Origin of the sequence: Paraburkholderia nemoris, from assembly GCF_905221015.1 — a bacterium.
GTDB classification, from domain to species: Bacteria; Pseudomonadota; Gammaproteobacteria; order Burkholderiales; family Burkholderiaceae; genus Paraburkholderia; species Paraburkholderia nemoris.
This window is the reverse complement of record NZ_CAJNBO010000006.1, coordinates 46,229-69,921: the sequence shown is the minus strand read 5'-3', so window position 1 is coordinate 69,921 and position 23,693 is coordinate 46,229. Positions and strand designations below refer to the sequence as shown.

At 61.8% G+C, this 23,693-nt stretch carries 24 protein-coding genes; 13 read left to right on the top strand and 11 right to left on the bottom strand.

Annotation, left to right across the window (positions count from 1 at the left end):
* The first annotated feature begins 157 nt into the window (after nt 1–157).
* The 3 genes from KHO33_RS11020 (at nt 158) to KHO33_RS11010 (ending at nt 3,506) form a co-directional block, all read left to right on the top strand.
* The gene (locus KHO33_RS11020; protein ID WP_054033714.1) at nt 158–835 is read left to right on the top strand and encodes a glutathione S-transferase; all 678 of its coding nucleotides are present in this window, start codon (nt 158–160) and stop codon (nt 833–835) included.
* A 199-nt stretch (nt 836–1,034) separates the two neighbouring features.
* The gene (locus KHO33_RS11015) at nt 1,035–2,549 is read left to right on the top strand and encodes a DHA2 family efflux MFS transporter permease subunit (RefSeq protein ID WP_054033716.1); all 1,515 of its coding nucleotides are present in this window, start codon (nt 1,035–1,037) and stop codon (nt 2,547–2,549) included.
* Between the two features lie 123 nt (nt 2,550–2,672).
* Nucleotides 2,673–3,506 carry an AraC family transcriptional regulator gene (locus KHO33_RS11010; RefSeq protein WP_200565096.1) on the top strand — a complete coding sequence of 278 codons (834 nt, stop codon included), beginning with the start codon at nt 2,673–2,675 and terminating at the stop codon, nt 3,504–3,506.
* Between the two features lie 29 nt (nt 3,507–3,535).
* Here the strand turns inward: KHO33_RS11010 and msrA are convergent, their stop codons facing one another.
* Nucleotides 3,536–4,273, bottom strand: a complete 738-nt coding sequence (msrA, locus tag KHO33_RS11005; protein WP_054033718.1) for a peptide-methionine (S)-S-oxide reductase MsrA — start codon at nt 4,271–4,273, stop codon at nt 3,536–3,538.
* A 47-nt stretch (nt 4,274–4,320) separates the two neighbouring features.
* A complete protein-coding gene (locus tag KHO33_RS11000; RefSeq protein ID WP_200565097.1) occupies nt 4,321–6,183 on the bottom strand; it encodes a cytochrome c biogenesis protein DipZ in 1,863 nt (620 codons plus the stop codon).
* Nucleotides 6,184–6,460: 277 nt separating this feature from the next.
* Here KHO33_RS11000 and KHO33_RS10995 point away from each other — a divergent pair, with 277 nt between their 5' ends.
* The 4 genes from KHO33_RS10995 (at nt 6,461) to KHO33_RS10980 (ending at nt 10,881) form a co-directional block, all read left to right on the top strand.
* Nucleotides 6,461–7,216 (top strand): response regulator transcription factor, encoded by a 756-nt coding sequence (locus KHO33_RS10995; protein ID WP_054033720.1) that lies wholly within the window; start codon nt 6,461–6,463, stop codon nt 7,214–7,216.
* Nucleotides 7,213–8,706, top strand: a complete 1,494-nt coding sequence (locus KHO33_RS10990) for a sensor histidine kinase (protein ID WP_054033722.1) — start codon at nt 7,213–7,215, stop codon at nt 8,704–8,706. Before KHO33_RS10995 ends, KHO33_RS10990 begins: the two co-directional genes overlap by 4 nt.
* A gap of 254 nt (nt 8,707–8,960) precedes the next feature.
* Nucleotides 8,961–9,617: a peroxiredoxin gene (locus KHO33_RS10985; RefSeq protein WP_054034230.1), complete on the top strand. Its 657-nt coding sequence runs from the start codon at nt 8,961–8,963 to the stop codon at nt 9,615–9,617.
* A 193-nt stretch (nt 9,618–9,810) separates the two neighbouring features.
* A complete protein-coding gene (locus KHO33_RS10980; RefSeq protein WP_200565127.1) occupies nt 9,811–10,881 on the top strand; it encodes a rhodanese-like domain-containing protein in 1,071 nt (356 codons plus the stop codon).
* A 61-nt stretch (nt 10,882–10,942) separates the two neighbouring features.
* Here the strand turns inward: KHO33_RS10980 and KHO33_RS10975 are convergent, their stop codons facing one another.
* A complete protein-coding gene (locus tag KHO33_RS10975; protein ID WP_200565098.1) occupies nt 10,943–12,178 on the bottom strand; it encodes an NADH:flavin oxidoreductase/NADH oxidase family protein in 1,236 nt (411 codons plus the stop codon).
* Between the two features lie 70 nt (nt 12,179–12,248).
* Between KHO33_RS10975 and KHO33_RS10970 the strand changes: the two genes are divergently transcribed.
* On the top strand, nt 12,249–12,686 hold the full coding sequence (locus tag KHO33_RS10970; RefSeq protein WP_054033724.1) for a MerR family transcriptional regulator: 438 nt from the start codon (nt 12,249–12,251) through the stop codon (nt 12,684–12,686).
* Nucleotides 12,687–12,716: 30 nt separating this feature from the next.
* Here KHO33_RS10970 and KHO33_RS10965 read toward each other — a convergent pair whose 3' ends face one another.
* Nucleotides 12,717–13,142, bottom strand: coding sequence for a hypothetical protein (locus KHO33_RS10965; RefSeq protein WP_200565099.1), 426 nt, complete (start codon nt 13,140–13,142; stop codon nt 12,717–12,719).
* A gap of 291 nt (nt 13,143–13,433) precedes the next feature.
* Here KHO33_RS10965 and KHO33_RS10960 point away from each other — a divergent pair, with 291 nt between their 5' ends.
* Nucleotides 13,434–15,101, top strand: a complete 1,668-nt coding sequence (locus KHO33_RS10960) for an alkaline phosphatase family protein (protein ID WP_054033729.1) — start codon at nt 13,434–13,436, stop codon at nt 15,099–15,101.
* Nucleotides 15,102–15,160: 59 nt separating this feature from the next.
* Here the strand turns inward: KHO33_RS10960 and KHO33_RS10955 are convergent, their stop codons facing one another.
* The 3 genes from KHO33_RS10955 to KHO33_RS10945 all read right to left on the bottom strand — a co-directional run bounded on the left by KHO33_RS10955 (nt 15,161) and on the right by KHO33_RS10945 (nt 16,623).
* A complete protein-coding gene (locus tag KHO33_RS10955) occupies nt 15,161–15,364 on the bottom strand; it encodes a hypothetical protein (RefSeq protein ID WP_128575976.1) in 204 nt (67 codons plus the stop codon).
* 64 nt (nt 15,365–15,428) lie between these two features.
* Entirely contained in the window at nt 15,429–15,761 is a 333-nt protein-coding gene (locus tag KHO33_RS10950) for a hypothetical protein (protein ID WP_234475218.1), read from the bottom strand.
* Between the two features lie 118 nt (nt 15,762–15,879).
* Nucleotides 15,880–16,623 carry an SDR family oxidoreductase gene (locus tag KHO33_RS10945; RefSeq protein WP_054033733.1) on the bottom strand — a complete coding sequence of 248 codons (744 nt, stop codon included), beginning with the start codon at nt 16,621–16,623 and terminating at the stop codon, nt 15,880–15,882.
* A gap of 100 nt (nt 16,624–16,723) precedes the next feature.
* On the opposite strand from KHO33_RS10945, the gene KHO33_RS10940 reads away from it, so the two are divergent.
* Complete coding sequence (locus KHO33_RS10940; RefSeq protein WP_054033735.1) at nt 16,724–17,644, top strand: AraC family transcriptional regulator; 921 nt, start codon at nt 16,724–16,726, stop codon at nt 17,642–17,644.
* A gap of 55 nt (nt 17,645–17,699) precedes the next feature.
* Here the strand turns inward: KHO33_RS10940 and KHO33_RS10935 are convergent, their stop codons facing one another.
* Nucleotides 17,700–18,464, bottom strand: coding sequence for an SDR family oxidoreductase (locus tag KHO33_RS10935; RefSeq protein ID WP_200565100.1), 765 nt, complete (start codon nt 18,462–18,464; stop codon nt 17,700–17,702).
* Between the two features lie 139 nt (nt 18,465–18,603).
* Here KHO33_RS10935 and KHO33_RS10930 point away from each other — a divergent pair, with 139 nt between their 5' ends.
* Nucleotides 18,604–19,521 (top strand): LysR family transcriptional regulator, encoded by a 918-nt coding sequence (locus tag KHO33_RS10930; protein ID WP_054033737.1) that lies wholly within the window; start codon nt 18,604–18,606, stop codon nt 19,519–19,521.
* Between the two features lie 121 nt (nt 19,522–19,642).
* On the opposite strand, the gene KHO33_RS10925 is transcribed toward KHO33_RS10930, so the two are convergent.
* Together KHO33_RS10925 and KHO33_RS10920 are read right to left on the bottom strand one after the other, a co-directional pair.
* Entirely contained in the window at nt 19,643–20,398 is a 756-nt protein-coding gene (locus tag KHO33_RS10925; RefSeq protein ID WP_054033738.1) for an SDR family oxidoreductase, read from the bottom strand.
* 48 nt (nt 20,399–20,446) lie between these two features.
* Nucleotides 20,447–20,848 (bottom strand): nuclear transport factor 2 family protein, encoded by a 402-nt coding sequence (locus tag KHO33_RS10920; RefSeq protein WP_054033740.1) that lies wholly within the window; start codon nt 20,846–20,848, stop codon nt 20,447–20,449.
* A 228-nt stretch (nt 20,849–21,076) separates the two neighbouring features.
* On the opposite strand from KHO33_RS10920, the gene KHO33_RS10915 reads away from it, so the two are divergent.
* Both KHO33_RS10915 and KHO33_RS10910 read left to right on the top strand, forming a co-directional pair.
* Nucleotides 21,077–21,715, top strand: a complete 639-nt coding sequence (locus KHO33_RS10915) for a TetR/AcrR family transcriptional regulator (protein WP_054033742.1) — start codon at nt 21,077–21,079, stop codon at nt 21,713–21,715.
* Nucleotides 21,716–21,972: 257 nt separating this feature from the next.
* On the top strand, nt 21,973–23,109 hold the full coding sequence (locus KHO33_RS10910; RefSeq protein WP_054033744.1) for a branched-chain amino acid ABC transporter substrate-binding protein: 1,137 nt from the start codon (nt 21,973–21,975) through the stop codon (nt 23,107–23,109).
* A 105-nt stretch (nt 23,110–23,214) separates the two neighbouring features.
* On the opposite strand, the gene KHO33_RS10905 is transcribed toward KHO33_RS10910, so the two are convergent.
* Nucleotides 23,215–23,691 carry an Lrp/AsnC family transcriptional regulator gene (locus tag KHO33_RS10905; RefSeq protein ID WP_054033746.1) on the bottom strand — a complete coding sequence of 159 codons (477 nt, stop codon included), beginning with the start codon at nt 23,689–23,691 and terminating at the stop codon, nt 23,215–23,217.
* Between the last annotated feature and the right edge of the window lie 2 nt (nt 23,692–23,693).

Here is a 23,693-nt window from a genome sequence, read left to right as displayed (position 1 = left end):
GCATGGGATCGGAGTAAGCGTTGCAGCGCTAACTCCGATCGACATTGGAGACACACCGCATGGCCGCCTCTTTCGTCAAAGGGGCAAGCAAATAGAGCCCCGCCTCGGCTCAACACCCCTATGATGTGACGCTTCACCGGCCAACCTCCCTCGCCCCATGCTGACCGTCCATCATCTGAACAACTCCCGCTCGCAACGCGTGTTGTGGCTGCTTGAAGAACTCGGCGTGCCCTACGAGATCAAGCGCTACGAGCGCGACCCGAACACGATGCTGGCGCCGCCCGAGTTGCGCGCAGTGCATCCGCTGGGCAAGTCACCCGTCATCACGGACGACGGCCAGACCCTCGCCGAATCCGGCGCAATCATCGAATATCTGGTGGACAAGTACGGTCAAGGCCGCTTCGCGCCCGCAGCGGGCACGCCCGAGCGGCTGCGCTACACCTACTGGATGCACTATGCGGAAGGCTCGGCCATGCCGCCGCTGCTGCTGAAACTGATCGCCCTGCGCATCGCCAGCGCGCCGATGCCGTTCTTCGCCAAGCCGATCGCCCGCAAGATCGCGTCGACGCTGCAATCGAGCTTCATCGATCCGCAGTTGAAGCTACACCTCGGCTTCATCAACAAGGAATTGAGCGCGACCGGCTGGTTCGTCGGCAACGATTTCACGGCGGCCGACGTTCAGATGAGCTTTCCGCTCGAAGCCGCCACCGCGCGCGGCGGCATGGAAGGGCAGATTCCGGCCGTCGTCGATTTCCTGAAACGCATTCACGCGCGGCCGGCCTATCAGCGGGCGCTGGAGCGCGGCGGCAAGTACGAACTGCTGGGCGGCGATTGACGGCCAACGCCGCCCAGGAATTCGTAGTTGTGGCTTAAAACTCGCGGGTGCTAGACTAAAAATCCCCATTGCCATCAACGGGTTGCCGACCGGGCTTCGAATTCGTGCCGAGCGGCGGAACGTCCGGCATTCGCTTGCATCCGCTGGCGCCCGCTCGAGCCCGCTTGAGCTTGATAGACCACGGCAAAGGAGCCCCTGCATGACCCATTCCATCCACGGCAACAAACGCTGGCTGGCGCTGATCGTTCTGTGCCTCGGCGTGCTCATGATCGTGCTCGATACGACGATCGTGAACGTTGCCTTGCCGTCGATCGCCGCAGATCTCGGCTTTAGCGAAACCTCGCTGGTGTGGGTGGTCAATGCGTACATGCTTACCTTCGGCGGCTGCCTCCTGCTTGGCGGACGGCTGGGCGATCTCTACGGCCACCGCAAGCTGTTCCTCGGCGGCATCACGCTGTTTACGCTGGCGTCGCTCGCGTGCGGCCTGGCGAATTCGCAAATCCTGCTGGTGTGTGCGCGTGCCGTGCAGGGTTTGGGCGGCGCAGTCGTCTCCGCGGTTTCGCTGTCGCTGATCATGAATCTGTTTACCGAAGCGGGCGAACGGGCGAAAGCGATGGGTATATATGGGTTCGTCTGCGCAGGCGGCGGCAGCATCGGCGTATTGCTTGGCGGTCTGCTGACCAACCTGCTGAGCTGGCACTGGATCTTTCTCGTTAACCTGCCGATTGGCATCGCCGTCTACGCACTGTGCGTGGCACTCCTGCCGTCGGCACGCGGTCATGCTCATGGCGAACGGCTCGATGTGGCCGGTGCCGTAACGGTCACCGCATCGCTGATGCTGGCCGTGTACGCGGTCGTGAACGGCAATGAAGCCGGCTGGACCTCGGCGCAGACGCTTGGCCTGCTGTTCGCCGCGCTCGCGCTACTGGCCGTGTTCCTCGTGATCGAAGCGCGCGTGCAACATCCGTTGATGCCGCTCGGTCTGTTCCGCCTGCGCAATGTCGCGACTGCCAATGTGGTCGGCGTACTGTGGGCGGCTGCGATGTTCGCGTGGTTCTTCATCTCCGCGTTGTATCTGCAGCGCGTGCTCGGCTACCGGCCCTTGCAGGTCGGACTCGCATTTTTGCCGGCCAATCTGATCATGGCGTTCTTTTCGTTGGGACTGTCGGCGCGCGTGGTGATGCGCTTCGGCCTGCGTCTTCCGCTTGCTGTCGGGTTGCTGGTCGCGGCGATTGGCCTCGCGCTGTTTGCACGCGCGCCCGTCAACGGCAGCTTCGTGCTCGACGTGCTGCCCGGCATGATCCTGCTCGGCTTCGGCGCGGGCATCGCATTCAATCCCCTGCTGCTGGCCGCCATGAGCGACGTCGATCCAAGCGATTCGGGCCTCGCGTCCGGGATCGTCAATACGTCGTTCATGATGGGTGGCGCGCTCGGTCTCGCGGTGCTCGCAAGTCTCGCGGCAGCGCGCAGTGACGCAATGCAAGCGTCTGAAAACGCGGTAGCAGCGCTCAATAGCGGCTATCACGTGGCGTTTCTGTTCGGTGCGATCTTCGCGGCGGCGGCGGGTGTATTGGGTGGTTTGCTGCTGCGCCCGGGACAACCCGGCGGCGCGAACGCGAACGCGAACGCGCACGAGGATGCACACGGTGACGGCGGGTCCACTGCAGCACAATCGCATGGCGCGGGTAACGCGGCAGCGACCGAAAACTACTGACCTATCCACCCTGAAACAAGCTCGATCGCGGTCAATCAGGCGCTCACCGCAAAACCGCAAGCGCGATCAAATGCGCCGCGTCGCGCCTGGCTATGCTGGCTTCATGCTGACATGAGAGCCGAAATGAACCCCGTCGGAAAAGCGCTCTGGTTTATCGAAAGCCACTTTGCCCGTGAGTTGACGCTCGACGACATCGCCAACTGTGGATGCGTGTCGCGCTTTCACCTGGCGCGAGCTTTCGAAGCGGCCACGGGGCTTTCGGTCATGCGCTATGTTCGCGCACGCCGCTTGAGCGAAGCGGCACGGCGCCTCGCCGACGGCGCACCCGATATTCTGACCGTCGCCATCGACGCCGGTTACGGTTCTCACGAAGCATTCACGCGTGCGTTTCGCGAGCAGTTCGGACTGACGCCCGAAGCGCTGCGCGCGCGTGGTCACCTCGACAACATTGCTATCGTGGAGCCGATCAAAATGGACGAAACCCTTCTCACGCATCTCGAACCGCCGCGTTTCGAAGACGGCAAACCGTTTCTCGTCGCGGGCCTGAGCGAGCGCTATACAAGCGAAACCTGCGCCGCGATTCCTTCGCAGTGGCAGCGCTTTGGTGAATACTTCGGCAGAGTGCCCGGCCAGCTCGGCAACGTGGCGTATGGCGTCTGCTACAACGCCGACGACACCGGCAATATCGACTATCTGTGCGGCGTCGAAGTCGGCGACTTTTCGGCATTGCCTGCCGAACTGAGCCGCTTGCGCATTTCCCCGCAGCGCTACGCAGTGTTCAGCCACCGCGAGCATATCTCGACCATACGGCGCACCTGGAACACGATCTGGAATCAGTGGCTGCCGGCATCGGGACATATTCCCGCCGATGCGCCCAACTTCGAGCGCTACGACGAAAAGTTCGATCCGGTCAGCGGCATGGGTGGACTCGAGATCTGGTTGCCGCTGAAGGCTTGATCCGAGGGTTGGGCGGCTCGTTAAAGAAACTAGCCGCTCACTTTAAGCAGCACCGGATCGTTGCGATACAGATCGGGAAACATACGCTTCAGTCCACTCACCTTCGGCAGATCGTTGATCACGATGTACGGGTAGTCAGGATGCAGCGCGAGGAAATTCTGGTGATAGTTTTCTGCCGGATAGAAGCCCTTGAAGTCCTCCACGCGCGTGACGATCGGCCCTGAAAATACGTGCGCCTTGTCGAGCTGCGCAATATACGATTGCGCGACGCTACGCTGCTCAGGGTTGGCCGGAAAGATCGCCGAGCGGTATTGCGTGCCGTGATCGGGGCCCTGGTAGTTCAGCTCGGTGGGGTCATGTGCGACCGAGAAGAAAATCTGCAGCAAACGTCCGTACGTTATCTGCGTCGGGTCATAGGTGACCTGCACCGACTCCGCGTGCCCAGTATCGCCCTCGCTGACGGTTTCATATTGCGCGGTGCCAGCCGCGCCGCCCGTGTATCCCGAGGCGACCTGCTTCACGCCGCGCACGTGTTCGAACACGCCCTGAACGCCCCAGAAGCAACCGCCCGCGAACACAGCGGTTTCGCTATGCGCCGCGCCGACGCTCTCGTCATGGGCAGGCGGCGGAATCTTCGTCATTGATTCGGCTGAGTTCGCGATACGTTGCGCCGCGAAGACGCCCGCCGCAATGGCGACGCAACCCGCGAGCCGGAAAAACGACGAACGCCTGCGCTGGGAAACCTTGCTAGTAGAGGTTGCTTGCATGATGTCAGTCTTTCAATGAGTGGTTGAGTCACGCCGTCAGGCTCAGCTTAGCCAAACGTAAAGGCATACGCTTGCACGCCCGGATCCAGAAACTCGATCGAGAACGTGTGATCCGCAACGTCGCCGGTTTGCCGCACGAGTTGGTAAAGACGCTGCTCGGTAACGGTGCCGGTACCGTCGGCGGCGACGTCTGTTCCGTGCGCCGCGCCCGGTGCGGCGCCATCCACGCTTACGCGGAAGCGAACTGGCTTGCCGTCCTTGCCCGGGCCGAGCACCAGATGCAGATCACGCGCATGGAAGCGATAGATAATGCGTCCGGAGGCCGCCGCGAGCGTCGCGTGTTCGGCGCCCACATTCCACGCACCGGCCAGCCCCCAATCGTTGACGGCTGGCTGCAACGGCGCCGAATAGGTATGAACCTTGTCCTCCGCTGCGCCGCCGGGCGACGTGAAATTCTCGGCGCGCTCGTATCCGATGTAGGTTTCCGGCGACTGCATATCGGCGCTGTCGGCCGCTGCCTGCACACCTTGCGCGCTCGTGCCGGGGATGCCGATTGCGACCTTCGACGCATTTGCGTGCCCTGCCTCAGTCAGCAATTCCTGAATCACCTTTTCCGATTCCGCATAGTCGCCTTCGCCGAAATGGTGATAGCGAATCTGTCCTTTACCATCGACGAAATAATGGGCCGGCCAGTACTGATTGTTCAACGCGCGCCAGATCGCGTAGTTGTTGTCGATCGCGACGGGGTAGTCGACGCCGAGATCGTGGACAGCCTTCTTCACGTTGTCGACATTGCGTTCGAACGCGAATTCCGGTGCATGCACGCCGATGACGACGAGCCCCTGGTCCTTGTACTTCTGCGCCCATGCTTTCACATACGGCAGCGAACGCAGGCAGTTGATGCACGAGTACGTCCAGAAATCGACCAGCACGACTTTGCCGCGCAGGTCCTGAACCGTCAGTGGCGGCGAGTTCAGCCACTGGACGGCGCCGTTCAAGGTCGGCAGCACACCTTCGACGGGCAAGGCAGCCGCGCCGCCCGATGCGCCTTGCGAAGCACGCATCATCGCGCCGGCGTCGGTTACATCGGCGGAGGGGTTGGCCGTCATCACGGCGTCGCTGCCCGATGCGTTAGCCGGTGCATTGGTCTTGTTCTCCGCCGCCACCGGATTGGCCGGCGTCGCGCCGGGCGACAGTTTGTCGACCAGTTTCTGTTCGATACCACCGGTAGCAATGGTCGATACACGCGCCAGCACGCCGGTGTCGAGCCCGAACGCAATCGCCACCACGCCGCCCAGCATCGCCGCGCCGATCCCGCGGCGGATCCATTCGCCCGCGCCCAGCGAGCGCTTCATCGCCGTAAACACCCGGCCGCCGATCAGCAGCGCCACGGCGAGCGAGGTCGCCGCGCCGGCCGCATAGGCAACCAGCAACAGCGTGGTGCCGACGCTCGCGCCCCGCAATGCCGCGCCGGTCAGCACCAGGCCGAGAATCGGGCCGGCGCACGGCGCCCACAGCAAGCCGGTCGCGATGCCCAGCAGAAAGGACGATCCCGCGCGAACCTGCTGACCGTCGCCCTGCGCGAAATTCGACAGGCGATTGCCGGCGCTCACCAGCGGACGCATCAGATGATCGGCGAAACGCGGCAGCAACAGCGTCAGTCCGAAGATGGCGAGCAAGGCGATTGCAAGCCAGCGGCCATACTGGTTAGCCTGCGTGACCCAACCGCCGCCCACGGCGGCGAGGGTCGCGACGATGGCGAAAGTCAGCGCCATGCCGGCCAGCAATGGCAGCCCGCTGCGCACGAAAGGCTGATCGGCGCGCGCGAAGACAAAGGGCAGCACCGGCAGGATGCACGGACTGAGGATTGTCAGAGCGCCGCCAAGATAGGCAAGAACGATGAGTAGCATGTCGGTTCCGGGCGATGTTGTAAGTCGGTTAGGATGGTTACGCGGCTTGGGTACGCGGTGAATCAGCGGAAAGCGCGCGGAAAGTGCCCACATCCTAGGGCGCGAGGGGTGTCAAAGTCCTCACGAAAAGTTAAATTAAATGTGATAACTCGCCGCCCGGAAATTTTGCACAATGGCGCAACGGCCCGTTTTTGCGGGCGCCCTGTCTTTCCACCGCCCTGAACCACGCCCCGAACCACACCCCGAACCACACCCTTACCCGCGGCTAAAGCCCTCCATGGACCCATTGAAGCGCATCCTGATCGTTGAAGACGACGTCGACATCGCCAACGTGCTGAGCCTTCATCTGCGCGACGAGCGCTACGAAGTCGTGCACAGCGCCGACGGCAGCGAAGGTCTGCGCCTGCTCGAGCAAGGCGGCTGGGATGCGCTGATCCTCGACCTGATGCTGCCCGGCGTCGACGGTCTGGAAATCTGCCGGCGCGCCCGCGCGATGACGCGCTACACGCCGATCATCATCACCAGCGCGCGTTCGAGCGAAGTACACCGGATCCTCGGCCTCGAACTCGGTGCCGACGACTACCTGGCCAAGCCATTCTCGGTGCTCGAACTGGTGGCGCGCGTCAAAGCCTTGCTGCGGCGCGTCGAAGCGATGGCGAAAGACTCGCGCATCGACGCGGGCAGTCTGCAGCTCGCCGGCCTCACGATCGATCCGCTGACGCGCGAAGCGACAGTGGACGGCAAGCCGATTGAACTGACGCCGCGTGAATTCGACCTGCTGTATTACTTCGCGCAGCATCCCGGCAAAGTGTTCTCGCGGATGGACCTGCTCAATGCCGTGTGGGGCTATCAACACGAGGGCTACGAACACACCGTCAACACCCACATCAACCGCCTGCGCGCGAAGATCGAGACCGACCCCGCCCAGCCCGAGCGCATCCTGACCGTCTGGGGACGCGGCTACAAGCTGGCTATGCCCGGCAATCCAGGCGACGGGCCCACGCCCGCCGGCGCACCTCAGGACGCGCCGTGAACCTGACACTAACCCAGCGGCTCTCGATCGTCTTCTCGGCATTGCTGCTGGCGTGCTGCGGCGCGTCGGCGTGGCTGCAAATCCGTTCGAGCGACCTGCACGAAAAGGAAGTCGTGCAGCGCCTGTCGAAGGATCTCGCCAACCATATCGCGCATCGCACCACGCTGATGGACGCGAACGGCCTGCGGCCCGACGCGGTGCGCCAACTGTTCGGCCAGTTGATGATGGTGAATCCGAGCGTCGAGGTGTATCTGCTCGACAACCAGGGGCGCATCGAGGGCGACGACGCCCCCGTGGGCCACGTCAAGCGCGCTCAGGTGGATCTCGCGCCGATCCGGCAATTCATCGCCGGGGATGCGTTGCCGATTCTCGGCGACGACCCGCGCAGCGTCGACGGGAAAAAAGTGTTTAGCGCAGCGCCTCTGCAACTGAACGGGCAGCCGCCCTCCGGTTATATCTACGTGGTCCTGCTCGGCGAGGAACACGACGCGCTCGCGGCACGCGTGGCCGCCAGCTCGGTGCTGCGGACCACCCTCTGGTCGATGGCGCTGGTCGCGCTGCTGGGATTGCTTGCGGGGTTGACGGCATTCGGCCTGATCACGCGGCCGCTACGCCGACTCACCGACGCCATGCGCCGTTTCGATGCCGACGGCGAGCCGGACACCCAGCCGGCCGTGCCACGCTCGTCGCCTGCCGGACGGCGCGACGAAATCGGCGTACTCGAAGCGACGTTCGCGCAGATGGCCAACCGCATCGGCGAGCAGTGGCGCGCGCTAACGCGCCAGGATCAGCAGCGGCGCGAACTGATCGCCAATATTTCGCACGACCTGCGCACGCCGCTGACCTCGCTGCACGGCTACCTCGAGACGCTGTCGCTGAAGTCCGAGACGCTCGGCGAAACGGAGCGCAAACGCTATCTGGCGATTGCGCTTGCACAGAGCGTCAAGGTCGGGCGGCTCGCGCAGGCGCTATTCGAACTGGCCCGGCTCGAACACGGGAACGTACAACCCGCACTCGAGCCGTTCTCGCTGGTCGATCTGGTCCAGGACGTCTTCCAGAAATTCGAGTTGCCGGCCGAGGCGCGGCACATCCAGTTGCGCGCCGATTTTCCCCCTCGCTTGCCGGCGGTCTACGCCGACCTGGGGATGATCGAGCGCGTGCTGACGAACCTGCTCGACAACGCGATTCGCCACACACCCGCCGGCGGGTCGATCGACGTCGATCTCGCGCACAAGGACGGCAAGGTATCGGTCACGGTCAGCGACACCGGTCCCGGCATTCCAGCGGAGCAGCGCGAAGGGCTGTTCGAACGTCCGTTCAGTTCAGGTGGCGCGCATCGCGGCGGCGGACTCGGTCTGCTGATCGTGCAACGCATGCTGCAGTTGCATCACAGCCAGATACGCCTGCTCGAACGTGAGGGAACGGGCACGGCATTCTGTTTCGAGCTGCCGACCACGGAAAAGCCGGCTGTCGCCGGCATCCCGCTCTGACTTTTTTGTTCTACGCTATAGATGCGACCCGCAGCGCGTCCCGATGTCTTTCCCGCATCCCGGCTATTCGAGAGCGTCTCTGAATTTGCTGCGCCCGCAGACGGTCCTTCGGCGCGATATGGTGCACTACGGTGTAAGCGGCCGAAGGGTAGTCTCTAGTCAGACCAATTGCCACTCAACACCCAGGCAGCCCAGGGGACGTCACGCCGACCACGGCACGGGTACCTCGGTGCACTCACCTATGGAGACTGATGATGTCGATTCGACTAGGAGAAAACGCTCCCGATTTCACTGCCGAAACCACCGAAGGGACGATCCATTTTCACGAATGGATCGGAGACCATTGGGCGATCCTGTTTTCTCATCCGAAGGATTTCACCCCGGTTTGCACGACGGAACTCGGCTACCTGGCGGGTCTCAAGCCAGAATTCGATAAGCGCAACACGAAAATTATCGGGCTCAGCATCGATCCCGTCAGCGATCACACGGAGTGGGTCAAGGACATCGCAGAGACGCAGGGCCACGCGGTCAACTACCCGCTGATCGGCGACTCGGACCTGACGGTCGCGAAGCTCTACGACATGATTCATCCCGAAGCGAGCGGCGGCGGCCCGCGCACCGCGGTGGACAACGCGACCGTACGCTCGGTATTTCTCATCGGGCCGGACAAGAAGGTCAAAGCCATGCTCGTCTATCCGATGAGTGCAGGCCGCAATTTCGACGAAGTGCTGCGGCTGCTCGATGCCCTGCAACTCAACGCGAAACATACGGTGGCAACGCCGGTGAACTGGAAACCGGGTGAAGACGTGATCATTCCAACATCCGTTTCCAACGATGCCGCGATGCAAAAATATCCGGACGGTTTCAAAACCGTGAAGCCTTACCTGCGATACGTTACGCAACCGAAGTAAAGCACTCATTGATTGGAACGGCGGGCGCCGGATAGTATGAAGTCCGGCGACCAATGCGAGTCCGGGTGCGCTCACGTACCCGGACCGCTGAACGGGGCGCGTCCAATTCGACTAACTGTAGGACAGTTTGGCGACGCTCCATGGGCCGCGATCCTTAACCGCTCGCAAAAGCGGGCCGCGGGGTGAAATCGTGTTGATCTTCCGGCAGCTATTCGATCAGCAATCCTCAACCTACACGTATCTTCTTGCCGATAGCGCGACGCGAGAGGCCGTGCTGGTCGATCCGGTATTCGAACAGGTGCGCCGGGATACCGCCCTGATCGAAGAACTTGGATTGCATCTGCTTTACACCGTCGACACTCACGTCCACGCCGATCACGTAACCGGTGCATGGATGCTGAATCGCCGTACGGGTAGCAGGATTGCGATCTCGGCTGCGAGCGGCGCCGAAGGCGCGGACCGCTATCTGAGCCATGGCGACAAGGTCGAATTCGGCGCGAGGTATCTGGGCGTACGCGCGACACCGGGTCATACCGATGGATGCATCACCCTCGTACTCGACAACGAGACCATGGCGTTTACCGGCGACTGCCTGTTGATCAGAGGCACTGGCCGCACGGATTTCCAGCGCGGTGACGCGCACGCCATGTTTCGCGCGGTCCACAACCACATCTTTACGCTACCCGCCGCGTGCCTGCTTTACCCGGCCCACGACTATCGCGGGTTGACGGTCACCAGTGTGAATGAAGAGCGGCGCTTCAATCCGCGTCTTGGCGGTGAATTGTGTGAAGACGATTTCGCCGGATACATGATGAACCTGCGTTTGCCACATCCCAAGCAGATCGACGTGGCCGTGCCTGCGAACCTGAAATGCGGCTTGGCGGCGAGCTACCCCGCGCAGATGGCGGAGCCCGATTGGGCGCCACTGACATGCAGCTTTGCAGGCATCTGGGAAATCAATGCCCAGTGGCTCGAGGAAAATCTGCGTGCGGTCGAGATCGTCGACGTGCGCGAGCCCGAAGAGTTCAACGGGCCGCTGGGGCGCATCCCCGTTGCCACGCTCATTCCATTGGGCGAGCTCGCCGGACGCGTCGCTGAACTCACGAAGGAACGCCCGATCGTGACCGTCTGCCGGGCAGGCGGACGGTCGGCACAAGCCACGGTCATGCTGCGGCAGGCTGGATTCGAGCAGGTTGCCAACCTGCCCGGCGGCATGCTCCGCTGGCGTGCAGAAGGCCGCGTCGTTGAAAACGCCAGCATGTAGCGGAGTCGTCAATCATCGGCTGATGGCGAGCCATCGGCCACGCCGGGTCCGATTTAGCGCTTCATGCCTGCGCCTGCTTCCATTGACGATAACGCCGCGTCAGCCTGCGCGTGCGCAGTTGATCGAGTATCAACGTCAAGACCGCGGAATACTGCGCAGGTGCCGTACGCCCAGCGCCGAGCATACGCAAACGGCGTTTGACGAGCGCCATGCGCGCGAGTCCCGCAAGTGCACGGTCGCGCCACTCGACCGGCTGAATGTGCGCCCCCAGATCGGCACCCGCCTGCCAGCGTGCCGGCAGATCGGGCATCACGGCAAGCGCCGTGGCCATGCCGACGACGGCGACACCACTGTTCAGCACCTGCTCGGCCACAGCGCGGCGCCGGATGCCGCCAGTCGTCATGACCGGCATCGTGGCGACGCCGGCCAGATCCTTGGCGAATTCGAGGAAATAGGCTTCGCGCGCGAGGGTGCGCCCGTCGGCCGTGTCGCCCTGCATCGCGGGGCTTTCGTAGCTGCCCCCGGATAGCTCGACCAAGTCGACCGGCAGGTCATTCAGCCACAGTACGACTTGCCGGGCATCGTCTTCCGAAAAGCCACCGCGCTGAAAGTCCGCGGAGTTCAGTTTGACGGCCACGCAAAAACCCGCTGAAACCCTTGCGCGTACCGCCCGCACCACATCCAGCAGGAGACGGGCACGGTTGGCAAGATCGCCGCCCCAACGGTCGGCGCGGCGATTGGCCAGCGGCGAAAGGAACTGCGAGATCAAATAGCCATGTGCGGCGTGAATTTCCACGCCTGTGAACCCCGCCTGCTCAGCGGCGTGCGCCGTCGCCGCAAAGCGGCCGATGGTCTCGCTGATCTCGTCCTCGCTCATGGCGCTCGGCTGCGCGAACAGCTTGCTGTGTTTGCCGAGCGCCATCGGCACAGCCGAAGGCGCCCACGCCGTGCCGCCCATTGCCGCCAGCACCTGCCGGCCCGGATGATTGATCTGCATCCACACCTGGGCACCACGGCTGCGGGCCGCTTGTGCCCACTGCATGAAGGGTGCGAGAGGCGTATCGGCCTCGAGCACGATCCCGCCTGGCCCGGTCAGCGCCCGGCCGTCGATCATCACGTTGCCCGTGACGATAAGACCTGCGCCACCCTCGGCCCACGAACGGTATAGGCGATGGATGGTCTCGCCAGGCAGTTGCCCCGCGTCGGCAAGATTCTCTTCCATCGCCGCTTTGGCGAGACGGTTGGGCAGCCAGCTGCCGTTGGGCAACTGTACGGGTGTGAACAGCGATGTAGTCATGGCGGAGTCAGCATCCAGAATGAGCGATGCCGCTATACTAAGATTCAAGTCAACTTGAAGGTCAAGCGTTATGAGAATCGGCGAACTCGCGGAAAAAACCGGCCTCGCACCGTCTGCCATCCGCTTTTACGAGCAGAGCGGCTTGCTGCCCGAACCGGAGCGCAGTCCCAACGGTTATCGCGTCTACTCCGAGCAGGCCATTGGGCGCTTGCGCATGGTTCAGTTGGCGCAGAATCTGGGTTTTCCGCTCGACAGATTGCGTGAGGCCTTCACCGGTGACGAGGTTTATCCGAAAGAGGATTTGCTGAGCAAACTCGATACGCGGCTCGACGAGATCGAGCAGCTCATGACCGCCCTGCGTACGCAGCGAAAAACGCTACGCACGCTTCGCACCACGCTCAGCGAAGCGTGGGATGCAGGAAAGTGTGTCGATGGCGTGGAATTGGCCAATCAGCTCCTGGCACAGCAGCACGAACCGGTGCGCCGGTCAAAGACCCGGCACGAATGAAGCAGACCGCGCGCGCACCACGATCAAAGCTTATTTGTTGAACGGCGCCTTTTCCGGTTCAGCTGCGTACTTGTCGCGGATCGCGTTTACGCAGTGAGTAAAGCGCGTGCGGAAACCCACGGGATCGGTGCTCGCCGGCGTAAGTCCGTCCGAAGTCACGCTCCATCCGTCGGACGTACGGATGACATCAAGATCGAAAGAAGGACCCGGCTCGTCCTCGAGAATCACCGTTTCGCGCACATCCCGGCCCCCGGCGCGGATGATCGCCATGCACCCCTGGCGGAGCCCGCCCGAAGCATGCGTGTTGCCACTGCCCGGAACGGGGTTTTCCGGCGCTGCGCCGTACATCCGCATTGATTCGAATTGGGGCGGCGTGCCGGTGGTAACGAATGCGGCGTCGGCCTCGGATATCCCGTCACTACAGCCGGTTACCAAGGTGGAGATCGCAGCCAACATGACGCCGGCGGAAGCGCGTCGAAGACTCGATGTGGCGTAGCGTGGCATGGTTGGTCTTGGAATTTGTAATACGTAGCGGTAAGCGTTATTTTAGGGCAAGTCGGCATTCGCCGGACCACGCAATGCTTAAGGAAACCTTATGCAATACAAACTATTACGTGAGTTTCTCACCGTTGCATAAATCGTTAGTGCGTTATGGAATCGAAAGCGCCAGTTCATCCAGGCGACTCAATTCCACTGCACATTCATCTCCGATTACCAAATGTTTCGCAACAACCAAAAGGACGAGAGATGAAGACGATCAGGAGATGGAAGCGTACTCAAAGCGCGATTGGCGCGAGCGTTGCCTTGCTGGCCGGAATGTACTCGCTGGGTGCAGCGGCGGGCGATGAACACGATCACGAGCATGAGTCAGTGAAACATGTGCTGCTGATCAGCTTCGATGGTTTGCATGAGCAGGACGTCGCACGCTGTATCGGTTCGAATGCCTGCCCCAACCTTGCGCTGCTGGCCAAGTCGGGGACGACCTACACCAACGCGCACACGCCAGGTCTTTCGGATTCGTTCCCGGGCCTCACGGCGCTCGTCACCGGTGGCTCGCCGAAATCCGCGGGCCTGTTCTACGACGTATCGTATGACCGCACGCTCTACGCGCCGTCCGATAGCAATTGCACCGGCAAGCAAGGCTGGAACGTCGTATTCGACGAGACCACGGGCATCGACGGCGAGAACGGCGGTGCACTGACGCATCTCAACGGTGGCGGCGCGTTCAATCCGCAGGCCATTCCGCATGCGTTGGTCAATGGCGTCTGTACGCCCGTCTATCCGCACAATTATCTGAAGACCAACACGATCTTCGAAGTGGTCAAACACAATGTGAAAGGCGCTCGCACCGCATGGGCGGACAAACATGCCTGGGGCTACGACTGGCTCAATGGACCGTCCGGCACAGGCGTCGACGATCTTTCTCGCACCGAGATCAATTCGATTGATCCGGCTACCAATACGAATTACATCGACGTCTACACGCACACGGAAAAGTTCGACAATCTCCACGTGCAGTCGCTGATCAACGAAATTGACGGTAAGGATTCGACTGGCCAATCCAGCGCCGACATACCCACCGTGTTCGGCACCAACTTCCAGACATTGAGCGTCGCTCAAAAGGCAACGGTCGCGAATGGCGGCGGCTATCTGGATGCGAGCTTCACGCCAGGCCCGCAGGTAACCGGCGCGATTGCTTATCTGGACAACGCCTTGGGTCGCATCGTGTCCGAACTCAAGCAGCGCAACCTTTATTCGTCGACGGCGATCATCGTCACGGCGAAGCATGGGCAGTCCCCAACCGATCATTCGAAGCTGGTCAAGAACGGCGACACGCTCACGAAACTGCTTGAAGCAAACAACTATCTGGATCCGAACGGCAACTTCGGGCAGAACAGTACGAAGAGCGGCAACCTCAATGACGGAACGGGGCTCGTCGATACGGGTTTCGTGCAGACCGATGACGTCGGCCTGATCTGGTTACGCGATCAAAGCCAATTGCCGGCGGTCGTGAAGACCCTGAAAGACAACCTGAGCTGCAACGCGCCCGGCATCTGTGCGGACGGTCCGCAGGCGTACATTCTGTACGGCCCGCAATTGAACAGCTGGTTTGGCGATCCGGCACGCGGACGCACGCCTGACATCATCGTCCAACCGAATCCGGGGGTTATCTATACCTCGAGTACGGCTAAAGACGAAGAGCACGGCGGCAACGCGCCCGACGACAGCCATCTTGGTCTCGTTGTCTACGTGCCTCACGCCCATCACGCTGGTCGAACCAACGACGAGCGTGTATCGACCACGCAGGTCGCACCGACGATCCTGCGTTTGCTCGATCTGGAACCTGAACTGCTGCACTCGGTCGCTATTGAAGGAACGCGTGCGCTACCGGGCTTCGATCGCGAGCACTTTTAAGCGAATGGAAGCGAGTGCGCGGCTAGTGCCGCGCATTCGCTTCACCGACGACGCCGTTCTTAATTGCTCGAGGTCGTTTCTGACGACGTCGCCGGGGATGTAGACAGCACCTTGATCGACTCCCAACGCGGATGCAGGAGCCGCAACATAGAGAGAATCGCGCTTTTGGAATCTTCCGACACGGTTAGCACGTCACTTCCTGTCTGAACCGCTTTCTTGCCATGCTGGCAATACTGATACTCCACGCGAACCGTTACTGACATGATTACGATTTCCTTCCTGTTAAGACTGACATCTGGTGAGTGATCGACGGTTGATCGCTATCAGTTAGTCCCGGTTCGACTCGATTCGATTGACGAATCCGCAATCCAGCAAGATCTGACACAAGTCTTCGGGCGAGCAGGACGATCCCGCCACCTCGCTCATCCGGGCAAGAACATCAGAGAACGAAGCAAGCACGCGCCAACTGTCGTAGTAAGCATGCAGTTGCGGCACGACCTCGTTGCCGAGCTTTTCCCAACGCACGGAAAGCATGCCGACCGTTCCGCCGCCTTCCACCCGGTAGAGACCGAAGGTGACGGCCGAGACAACGGCCATCACCCGGCAATAGGAAGCCGGGTTCACATAGAATTCACGCCGAAGACGCTCATCGTTGTTCATCGCCGTTCTCCCCCGAGTTTTTGCGGTTGTAACCCGTATAACGGCGCGCGGATGTCGAAGCTTGAGTCCCGCAGGGCGTTATGGTCCTCAGCGCCCCGGTTAAAGGCTGCGCTCCGATTCAGCGTGATCCGGCCAACGCCACGGCGTCAGCGCCAGCAGCAAGACGAACCGGGCACGACGGGTCGTTCGCCGCCCGCCACACCGCTTCTGCCACATCCAGCGCCCGGGTGACGGCCGTCGACTTCGCCCATTCCTCGAAAACACTTTGCGCGAGGCCGGCGTAGGCATCGGGGATGGCACCCTGCATCCGCGGCTGCGCGTTTTCACCGAAGCGCGTCTCCGGGGCCCGTCCCGGCAGCACCAGGCTCACTCGCACGTTGAATGGCTGGAGTTCGAGCGCAAGAGACTCCGTGAACGCGTTCACCGCCGCCTTGCTCGCGGTGTAGACGGAAAGCAGGGAGAGCGGCCTCAACGTCACGCTCGACGTGACGTTCACGATGACACCGTCCTGCCGTTGCCTGAACTGAGGCAGCACCGCCTGCGTCATCGCGATCGTTCCGAGCGTATTCGTCTCGAAGACCTCGCGGGCGGTTTCCATCGAGGTGCCCTCGAGAGCACCCAGCACACCAATCCCTGCGTTGTTAACCAGGACATCGATCGGCCCGGCGGCCTCCACGGCCTGACGCACGCTGTCCGGATCGGTGACGTCGAGGGCGAGCACGCGCAGACGCTCGGAGGGCGGCAGAACATCCTCGCGCGGCGTGCGCATCGTGGCGATGACCTTCCAGTCGCGCTCGAGAAAGTACCGGGCAATTTCGAGGCCGAAGCCGGACGAGCATCCGGTGATCAGGACGGTTTTCATGGAGAGACTCCTGTAGGTGGTTTGTGGTACAGGAACGATACGTCGCCGCAACCGGACTTGCTACAATCAGAAGTCCTAGTTTCATTTGCAGGAGTCCGGCATGGTCGATCCGCTTGCCGAGGTGGTCACGTTGCTGCAACCGGGCGCCCCGTTCTCGAAATTCGTCAGCGGCGCAGGCCCCTGGCGTGTTCGCCGCTCGGAAGCCGGGCGGCCCTTCTACTGCGTGATCCTTGAAGGGTCGTGCCGTCTCGCGGTCGACGGGCACGAGCCCATCACCCTCCAGGAGGGCGACTTTGTGCTGATCCCTTCAGCGTATGGCTTCTCGATGTCGAGCCTCGACCCGGCGGCACCAGAGGACTTCGAAACCGCGCCCGTCGAGCTGGCCCACGGCCAGTTCAGACTCGGCGTTCAAAGCGGGCCGCCTGATGTTCGATCGCTGATCGGCTATTGCGTCTTTGGTTCGCCTGACGCGGCCTTGCTGGTTTCGCTGCTCCCGCAATTCATGCACGTTCGCGGCGAGAAGAGGTTGGCCACGCTCGTGCAACTCGTGGGCGAAGAATCGCGCGAGCAGCGGCCCGCGCGCGATGTCATCCTGGCACGCCTGCTGGAAGTTCTTCTCATCGAAGCCCTCCGATCCACGGCGGGAACCGCGGCGTCGCCGGGCCTCCTGCGGGGGCTTGCCGATGAACGCCTCGCGGTCGCGATTCGACGAATGCACGAAAGTCCGACCCATCCGTGGGCGGTTGCGCAGTTGGCGAAAGAGGCCTCCCTCTCCCGCTCGGCATTCTTCGAGCGATTCAACCGCGCAGTGGGTGTGGCGCCGATGGAGTACCTGCTCGGCTGGCGTATGGCATTGGCCAAGAATCTGTTGCGGCGGAAAGAAGGCGGCATCGCCGAAGTTGCGGAACGCGTCGGCTACAGCTCCGCGAGCGCGTTCAGTGTGGCATTCACCCGCTTTGTCGGACTACCGCCTACGCGGTATGCGCGGGAGTTTCAGGCGGCCGCAGCCACATTGCCTTGACCGCCTGATGATCTCTTCAACAAGGCATCCTGAACATCGGACGCCGTCAAAAGATTCACGTACGCGTAATCGACGCGCCGCCATCGACCAGCGAAGCAGTACCGGTCACGAAGGACGAGTCATCGGACGCGAGATAAAGCACCGAACGGGCGAGTTCTTCCGGCCGCGCCACTCGCTTGAGCGCATGCAAACCGGTCACGAAGGCTTGCGACTCGGCGGTGTCGTTCATGTCGCGATACATCGGCGTGTCCACGGCACCAGGCAGAATGGCGTTGACGCGTACACCCTGCGGGCCATACTCGGCAGCCAGCGCTTGAGTCAGCCCGATCAAGCCGGCCTTGCTCGCGGCGTATGCCGCGGTGCCCGGGAAAGCGAATGAGTAGCCAACGAACGTCGACGTGAAGATGACCGACCCACCACCGTGCTTCACCATCTCGGGGATCTGGTGCTTCGCACCCAAAAAGGCGCTCGTCAGATTGGTCGCCAACGCGGCCGACCAGCCTGCTTCCGACACACCCGAAGTCGGGCCCATTTCGCCCAGCGTGCCGGCGTTGTTATAGGCGATGTCGAGCCGGCCGAAGCGGCTCACGGCGAGCGCGACCAGCGCTTTCGCGTAGTCCTCTGACTGTACGTCGCCCGCGAGAAACGCGGCCTCGCCGCCTTCGCTGGCAATCTCGGCCGCGAGCGTTTCAAGTTCAGCTTCGCGGCGCGCCGCGATTACCACTTTTGCGCCTTCCGCGGCGAACAGTTTTGCGGTGGCACGGCCAATTCCCGCGCTGGCGCCGGTCACGATCGCGACTTTTCCTGATAAGCGTTGCATGTTCAATCTCCTGCTGCAGTGTTTTGACCAGTGCCCAGTGCCTTGGTCCGTGAGAAGCAATATAGGCTTCAGCCACTCGTGCAGAAAGGCTCAAAACATGGGTATATCATTCAGTATTTGTGAATGATCGGGGAAAGGCATGGACCGGCTGCGTGCTTATGAAGTCTTCGTGACCGTGGTGAGCCGCGGCAGCTTCACGCGCGCCGCCGATGCGCTCGAGACGTCGCCCGCCAACGTGACCCGCTACGTGAATGAGCTGGAAGCGCACCTCGGCACACGTCTGCTGAATCGCACCTCACGCAGGCTTTCGCTGACCGAGGGCGGCGAGACGCTTTATGCGCGCTGCAAATCGATCCTCGACGACGTCGCCGAGACTGAGGGGCTTGTGTCTTCGGCCTCGGTCGAACCGCGCGGCCGGTTGCGCATCAATGCGCCCGTGAGCTTTGGCATTCTGCATCTGGCGCCGCTATGGCCCGAGTTCATGCGCAAATATCCCGGCGTGGAACTCGATGTCGCGCTGATTGATCGTGTGGTCGATATCGTCGAGGAAGGCTATGACCTCGCCATTCGCATCTCGCGCGCCGGTTCGACCAGCCACGCAGCCCGCAAGCTCGCGACATCGAGAAACATCCTGTGCGCATCGCCAGACTACCTGGCGCGTTGCGGATACCCTGCTGAGCCAGCCGATTTGATCGAGCATCAATGCATCGGCTACTCGTACGCCGCCACCGGCGACGAGTGGCAACTGATGGATAGTGAGCGCAAGGCGCACACCGTGAAGGTGAACTGCCACATGCATACCAACAATGGCGATACGGCACGCGCGGCTGCGCTCGCTGGACAAGGCGTGATCTGGCAACCCACCTTCCTGATCGGCGACGACCTGCGCGCCGGCAAGCTGGTTCAGGTATTGCCTGACTATCGCTTGCCTGACATCGACGTACTTGCCGTGTATCCCAGCCGTCGGCATCTGAGTGCCAAGATACGTGCGGTGATCGATTTCCTCGTCGATGCGTTCGGCGACGTGCCGCCGTGGGATCGGGATGGCGGAGGTTGAGCGCATGACACGCCGCCTCCGCTCACGATTTGCCATTGCCCAGCGCGGCTAAATCTCGATGCTGCTGCCACCGGATACGCGTCAACTTGCCTGCGACGCGGCGTATCCGGCAAGCAGTCACTCACCCACCGAACACTTCGGTGAGCTGCGTATTAAAGCCATTGACGAAGGCGTGCTCGCCGGGCCCCGGGTTCGCGCGGAACGCCTTCGCCCCTTCGACCAGAACCTCATCCACGTCCGTGCCGAGGACAGCGATCGTTTCGTCGATGAAGGCGTCAAGCGGCATCGCCTGTTCGGCTTCGCGGCTGTTCATGAGGTCCGTGCGCACCCAGGGCGGTGCGATTTCGAGTACGCGAACCTTCGTGTTCCGCAGCATGAAGCGTTGCGAGAGGACGTACGAATGCAGCGCGGCCTTGGTCGACGAATACACCGACGTCATGGCCAAGGGAACGAAAGCGAGGACCGAGCTCGTATAGGCGACGACAGCGTCGTTCCGGGTCTTCAGATGGTCGAGCAGCGCCGACGTCATACGGATCGGCCCCATGAGGTTGGTCGTGATGGTGGACACCAGCAGCGCGTCGTCGATGTGGCCGCCCGCCTGGTCGGGCTGCATGATCCCGGCGTTGTTGATCAGCACGTTGAGGTCGGGATAGTCCGCGATCAGTTGCGCCGCTACCTTCGCGATGCTGGCCGGGTCGGTAATGTCGAGCTCGATTGCAGACATGCCGGGATTCGCTGCCACCACCTCGTCGAGATGGCTGCGCCGGCGGCCGCTGATGATGACCTTGTTGCCGCGTTGGTGGAGTGCCTCGGCAAGCCCGCGGCCAATGCCCGAACCGCCGCCCGTGATGAAGATCGTGTTTCCCGTGAGTTTCATGATCGTATTCCTGATGAAGTTGATTTGCTGAAGATGAGGTTGGTGTGGTCAGGCAGGAAAGCTGTCGCCGAACATCGGCAGACCGCTCGCTGATTCGGCGCGGGTCGCTTCGTCCTGAAGCACGTCCCAGTGCTCGGCGAGCTTGCCGTTTTCAAAGCGGACGACGTCGGCTGCGATCCACGCAGCAGGCCGGCCGTGTCCCGAGAAGCGCCCATGTGCAATGACATGGTCGCCCTCGGCCAGGATCAGCTGGTTCTCATAGCGCAGGGTGTCGGGCAGCGTGCGAATCAGGTCGAACAGGCCGTCGCGTCCCGGCGCGATATGAGCGCTATGTTGGATGTAACTGTCGGACCAGAAGCGTTCGGCTGCTGCGTAGTCGCGCTTGTTGAACAGGGTGTCGAATGCTTCCAGCACGAGCGCCTTGTTCTGTTCAGGGGTTGTCTTCGTCATGGTGATGCCCTCTTTCAAGAGTGAGGTGACGACGCGTTCAGGCGTCGGATAACCGTTGTGCCTCCTGCCGCCTGGACATGCAGGTAAAGAAGGCTATACTTAAGACAATGGTGAATGACATTGTCATTGAAATGGATTGTGGGCGGCCGCCCTGGCAATGTCAATGGTGGTCACCATTGTATTTTTTGATGGGTCTTATTGGGTCGCTATCGGCCAAAGGGAGGGAAAGTGGGTGTTTCCAGGCAGCAGGCGGCGGAAAACCGGCACGCGATCGTGGCAGCGGCTGAGAAGCTGTTTCGCGAGCGCGGCGTCGATGCGGTCGGGCTCGCGGAGTTGATGAAAGCGGCGGGCTTTACGCAAGGCGGTTTCTACAACCACTTCAAATCAAAAGACGCGCTGGTCGCCGCAGTGATGGAAAAGGCGATGGAAGAAGGGGGCGAGGCTTATGCCGCCTTGATCGACGGCGCGAAGTCGTCGGGCGCTGACCCGCTCAAGTACGACATTGAGTGGTACCTGTCTCCCGAGCATCGCGCGAATATCGAGGCGGGTTGCCCCTGGTCGGGTTTTGTCGGCGACGCCCGCCGATTCGACGACGTCGCGCGCGGCGCTTACGCAGAGGGGCTCGCGGTGAACCTCGACCGATTCGCCAAGGTCATCGAAGAAACCGAGGGGATCAGCGAAGGCGGCCGTAGCAAGGCGATTACTTTGTTCAGCCAGATGGTCGGTGCGCTGCTGCTTTCGCGCGCTGTTGCAAACGTTGACCCGGCGCTCGCGGATGAAATTCTTGACGAGGGCCGCCAGCATCTGCTCGCCGCGGTGGACACGCAACCTGAAGCTCAATCGCGGGGACTCTCGCGCCGACGGTAGGCCAATGTGTAGTACGGCGGTGTGACTACGGCTTTACCGGGACTCACCGCCGTTCCGCGTTTCCGCGGCGACGCGGACATCAAAAATCTCTCACTTCCCCCCAGCAGAACGATCAGAAATTGCACCACGGCGCACCTGGTGGATTTTGGCTATCGCAGCGCTCTTTTACGATCGTCATAGCCTCACGCGATCAGAAAAGGCCGCGGAAGTGCCAGCGTTTCCTCCAAACCATCGACGCAACCAGCGAGCGCCCGAACATGCAAAACCTGAAATTCATTCCTCCCTTCCTTGCGATAGTGTTCGCGGCGCAACCGCTTCTAGCAGAGGCAGACGTCACGGTCAAAATCGGTCAGGTATCGCCGTTGTCCGGCGAACTGGCCCACATCGGCAAGGACGACGAAAACGGTGTCCGGCTCGCAATCGAGGATCTCAACGCGAAGAAACTCCGAATCGGCGGACAGCAGATCACGTTCGCACTCGATTCGCAGGACGATGCTGCCGATCCGAAGACCGCCGTGACTGTTGCGCAAAAGCTGGTCGATGATCGGGTTGCCGGCGTGGTTGGCCACGCCAACTCGGGTACGTCGATCCCCGCATCGAAGATCTACTCGGACGCCGGCATACCGATGATCACCGAGTCGGCAACCAACCCCAAGCTCACGGCGCAAGGCTATAAAACTGTTTTCCGCATGGTTGCGAACGATGTGCGGCAAGGCACGGTCATCGGCACCTATCTTGTGAAGAACCTGAAGGCCACGAAGATCGCCATCGTCGACGATCGAACAGCCTATGGACAGGGACTGGCCGACGAAGTCGAAAAAGCGGTCAAGGCTTCGGGAGGCACCGTTGTCGCGCGCGAATACGGTACCGACAAAACCACCAACTGGATGGCGGTCCTCACGACTATCAAGAGCCGCGTTCCGGATGGGATCGTCTTCACGGGCGGAGACACGCAAGCGGCCGCATTCGTCCAGCAGGCTCAGAAGCTTGGTCTGAAAGCCAAACTCATCGCGGGTGACGAGGCCTGTACGCCGCAATTCATCAAACTCGCGGGTGCCGCGATGAACAGCGGCACGTATTGCACGCTGGCGGGCGTACCGCCTTCGCAAATGCCGCAAGGCGACGCGTTCTTCAAGCGCTACCAGCAGCGGTTTGGCGTGCCCGTGCAACTCTACGCGCCGTATGCGTACGACGCCGTCATGGCGATGGCCGGCGCAATGCAGGCGGCCGATTCGGTCGATCCGAAAGTCTATCTGCCCAAGCTGCAGAACCTGGCACTGGAGGGTGTGACGGGGCCGATCAAGTTTGACGGCAACGGCGACATTCGCAACGGCGCGATTACCGTCCGGCAGTTTGGCCAAGGCGATTGGCACGACACCAGCGTCGTCAGATAAGAGCCGTCGCGACAACGTAGTGGGCATCGTCTGCCGCTTGCCGGCAGCGATGCGACGCATACGTTGCGATCCGCGCGGCCCGGCGCCGCGCTCAGACAGCGTGCGTCAATCGTCGATATCGACAGGCACGCCCAAGCCGACCTTCACGCGGCTCATGCTCACGAGTGTCTTGAAGCGCTTCACATTGTTATTGGAAAAGAACAGTTGCCGGGTCAGGTCGTTGTATTGCTCCATATCGCGCACTGTGAGGATCAGTACGAAATCCCATTCACCCGCGACGTAGTAGCACTGCTGGATCTGCGGGCATTGTTCAAAGGTTCGCTTCATGGAATCGAGCAGGTCGATCTGTTCGCTCTCGACTTCCACCATGGAAACGATAGTGAGAGGACACCCCACCTTTTCGGGCGAGACGATCGCTGTGTACCGATCAATCACGCCGTCTTCGGCGAGGCGGCGCAAGCGGCGATTGACTGCGGCAGTCGAAAGGTTGACCCGGGCGCCAAGTTCATTTTGCGGGAGTTGAGCGTCCCTCTGGACCTCGGCTAAGAGCTTGCGATCGAAAGCGTCGAGAGTGATAGCCATTG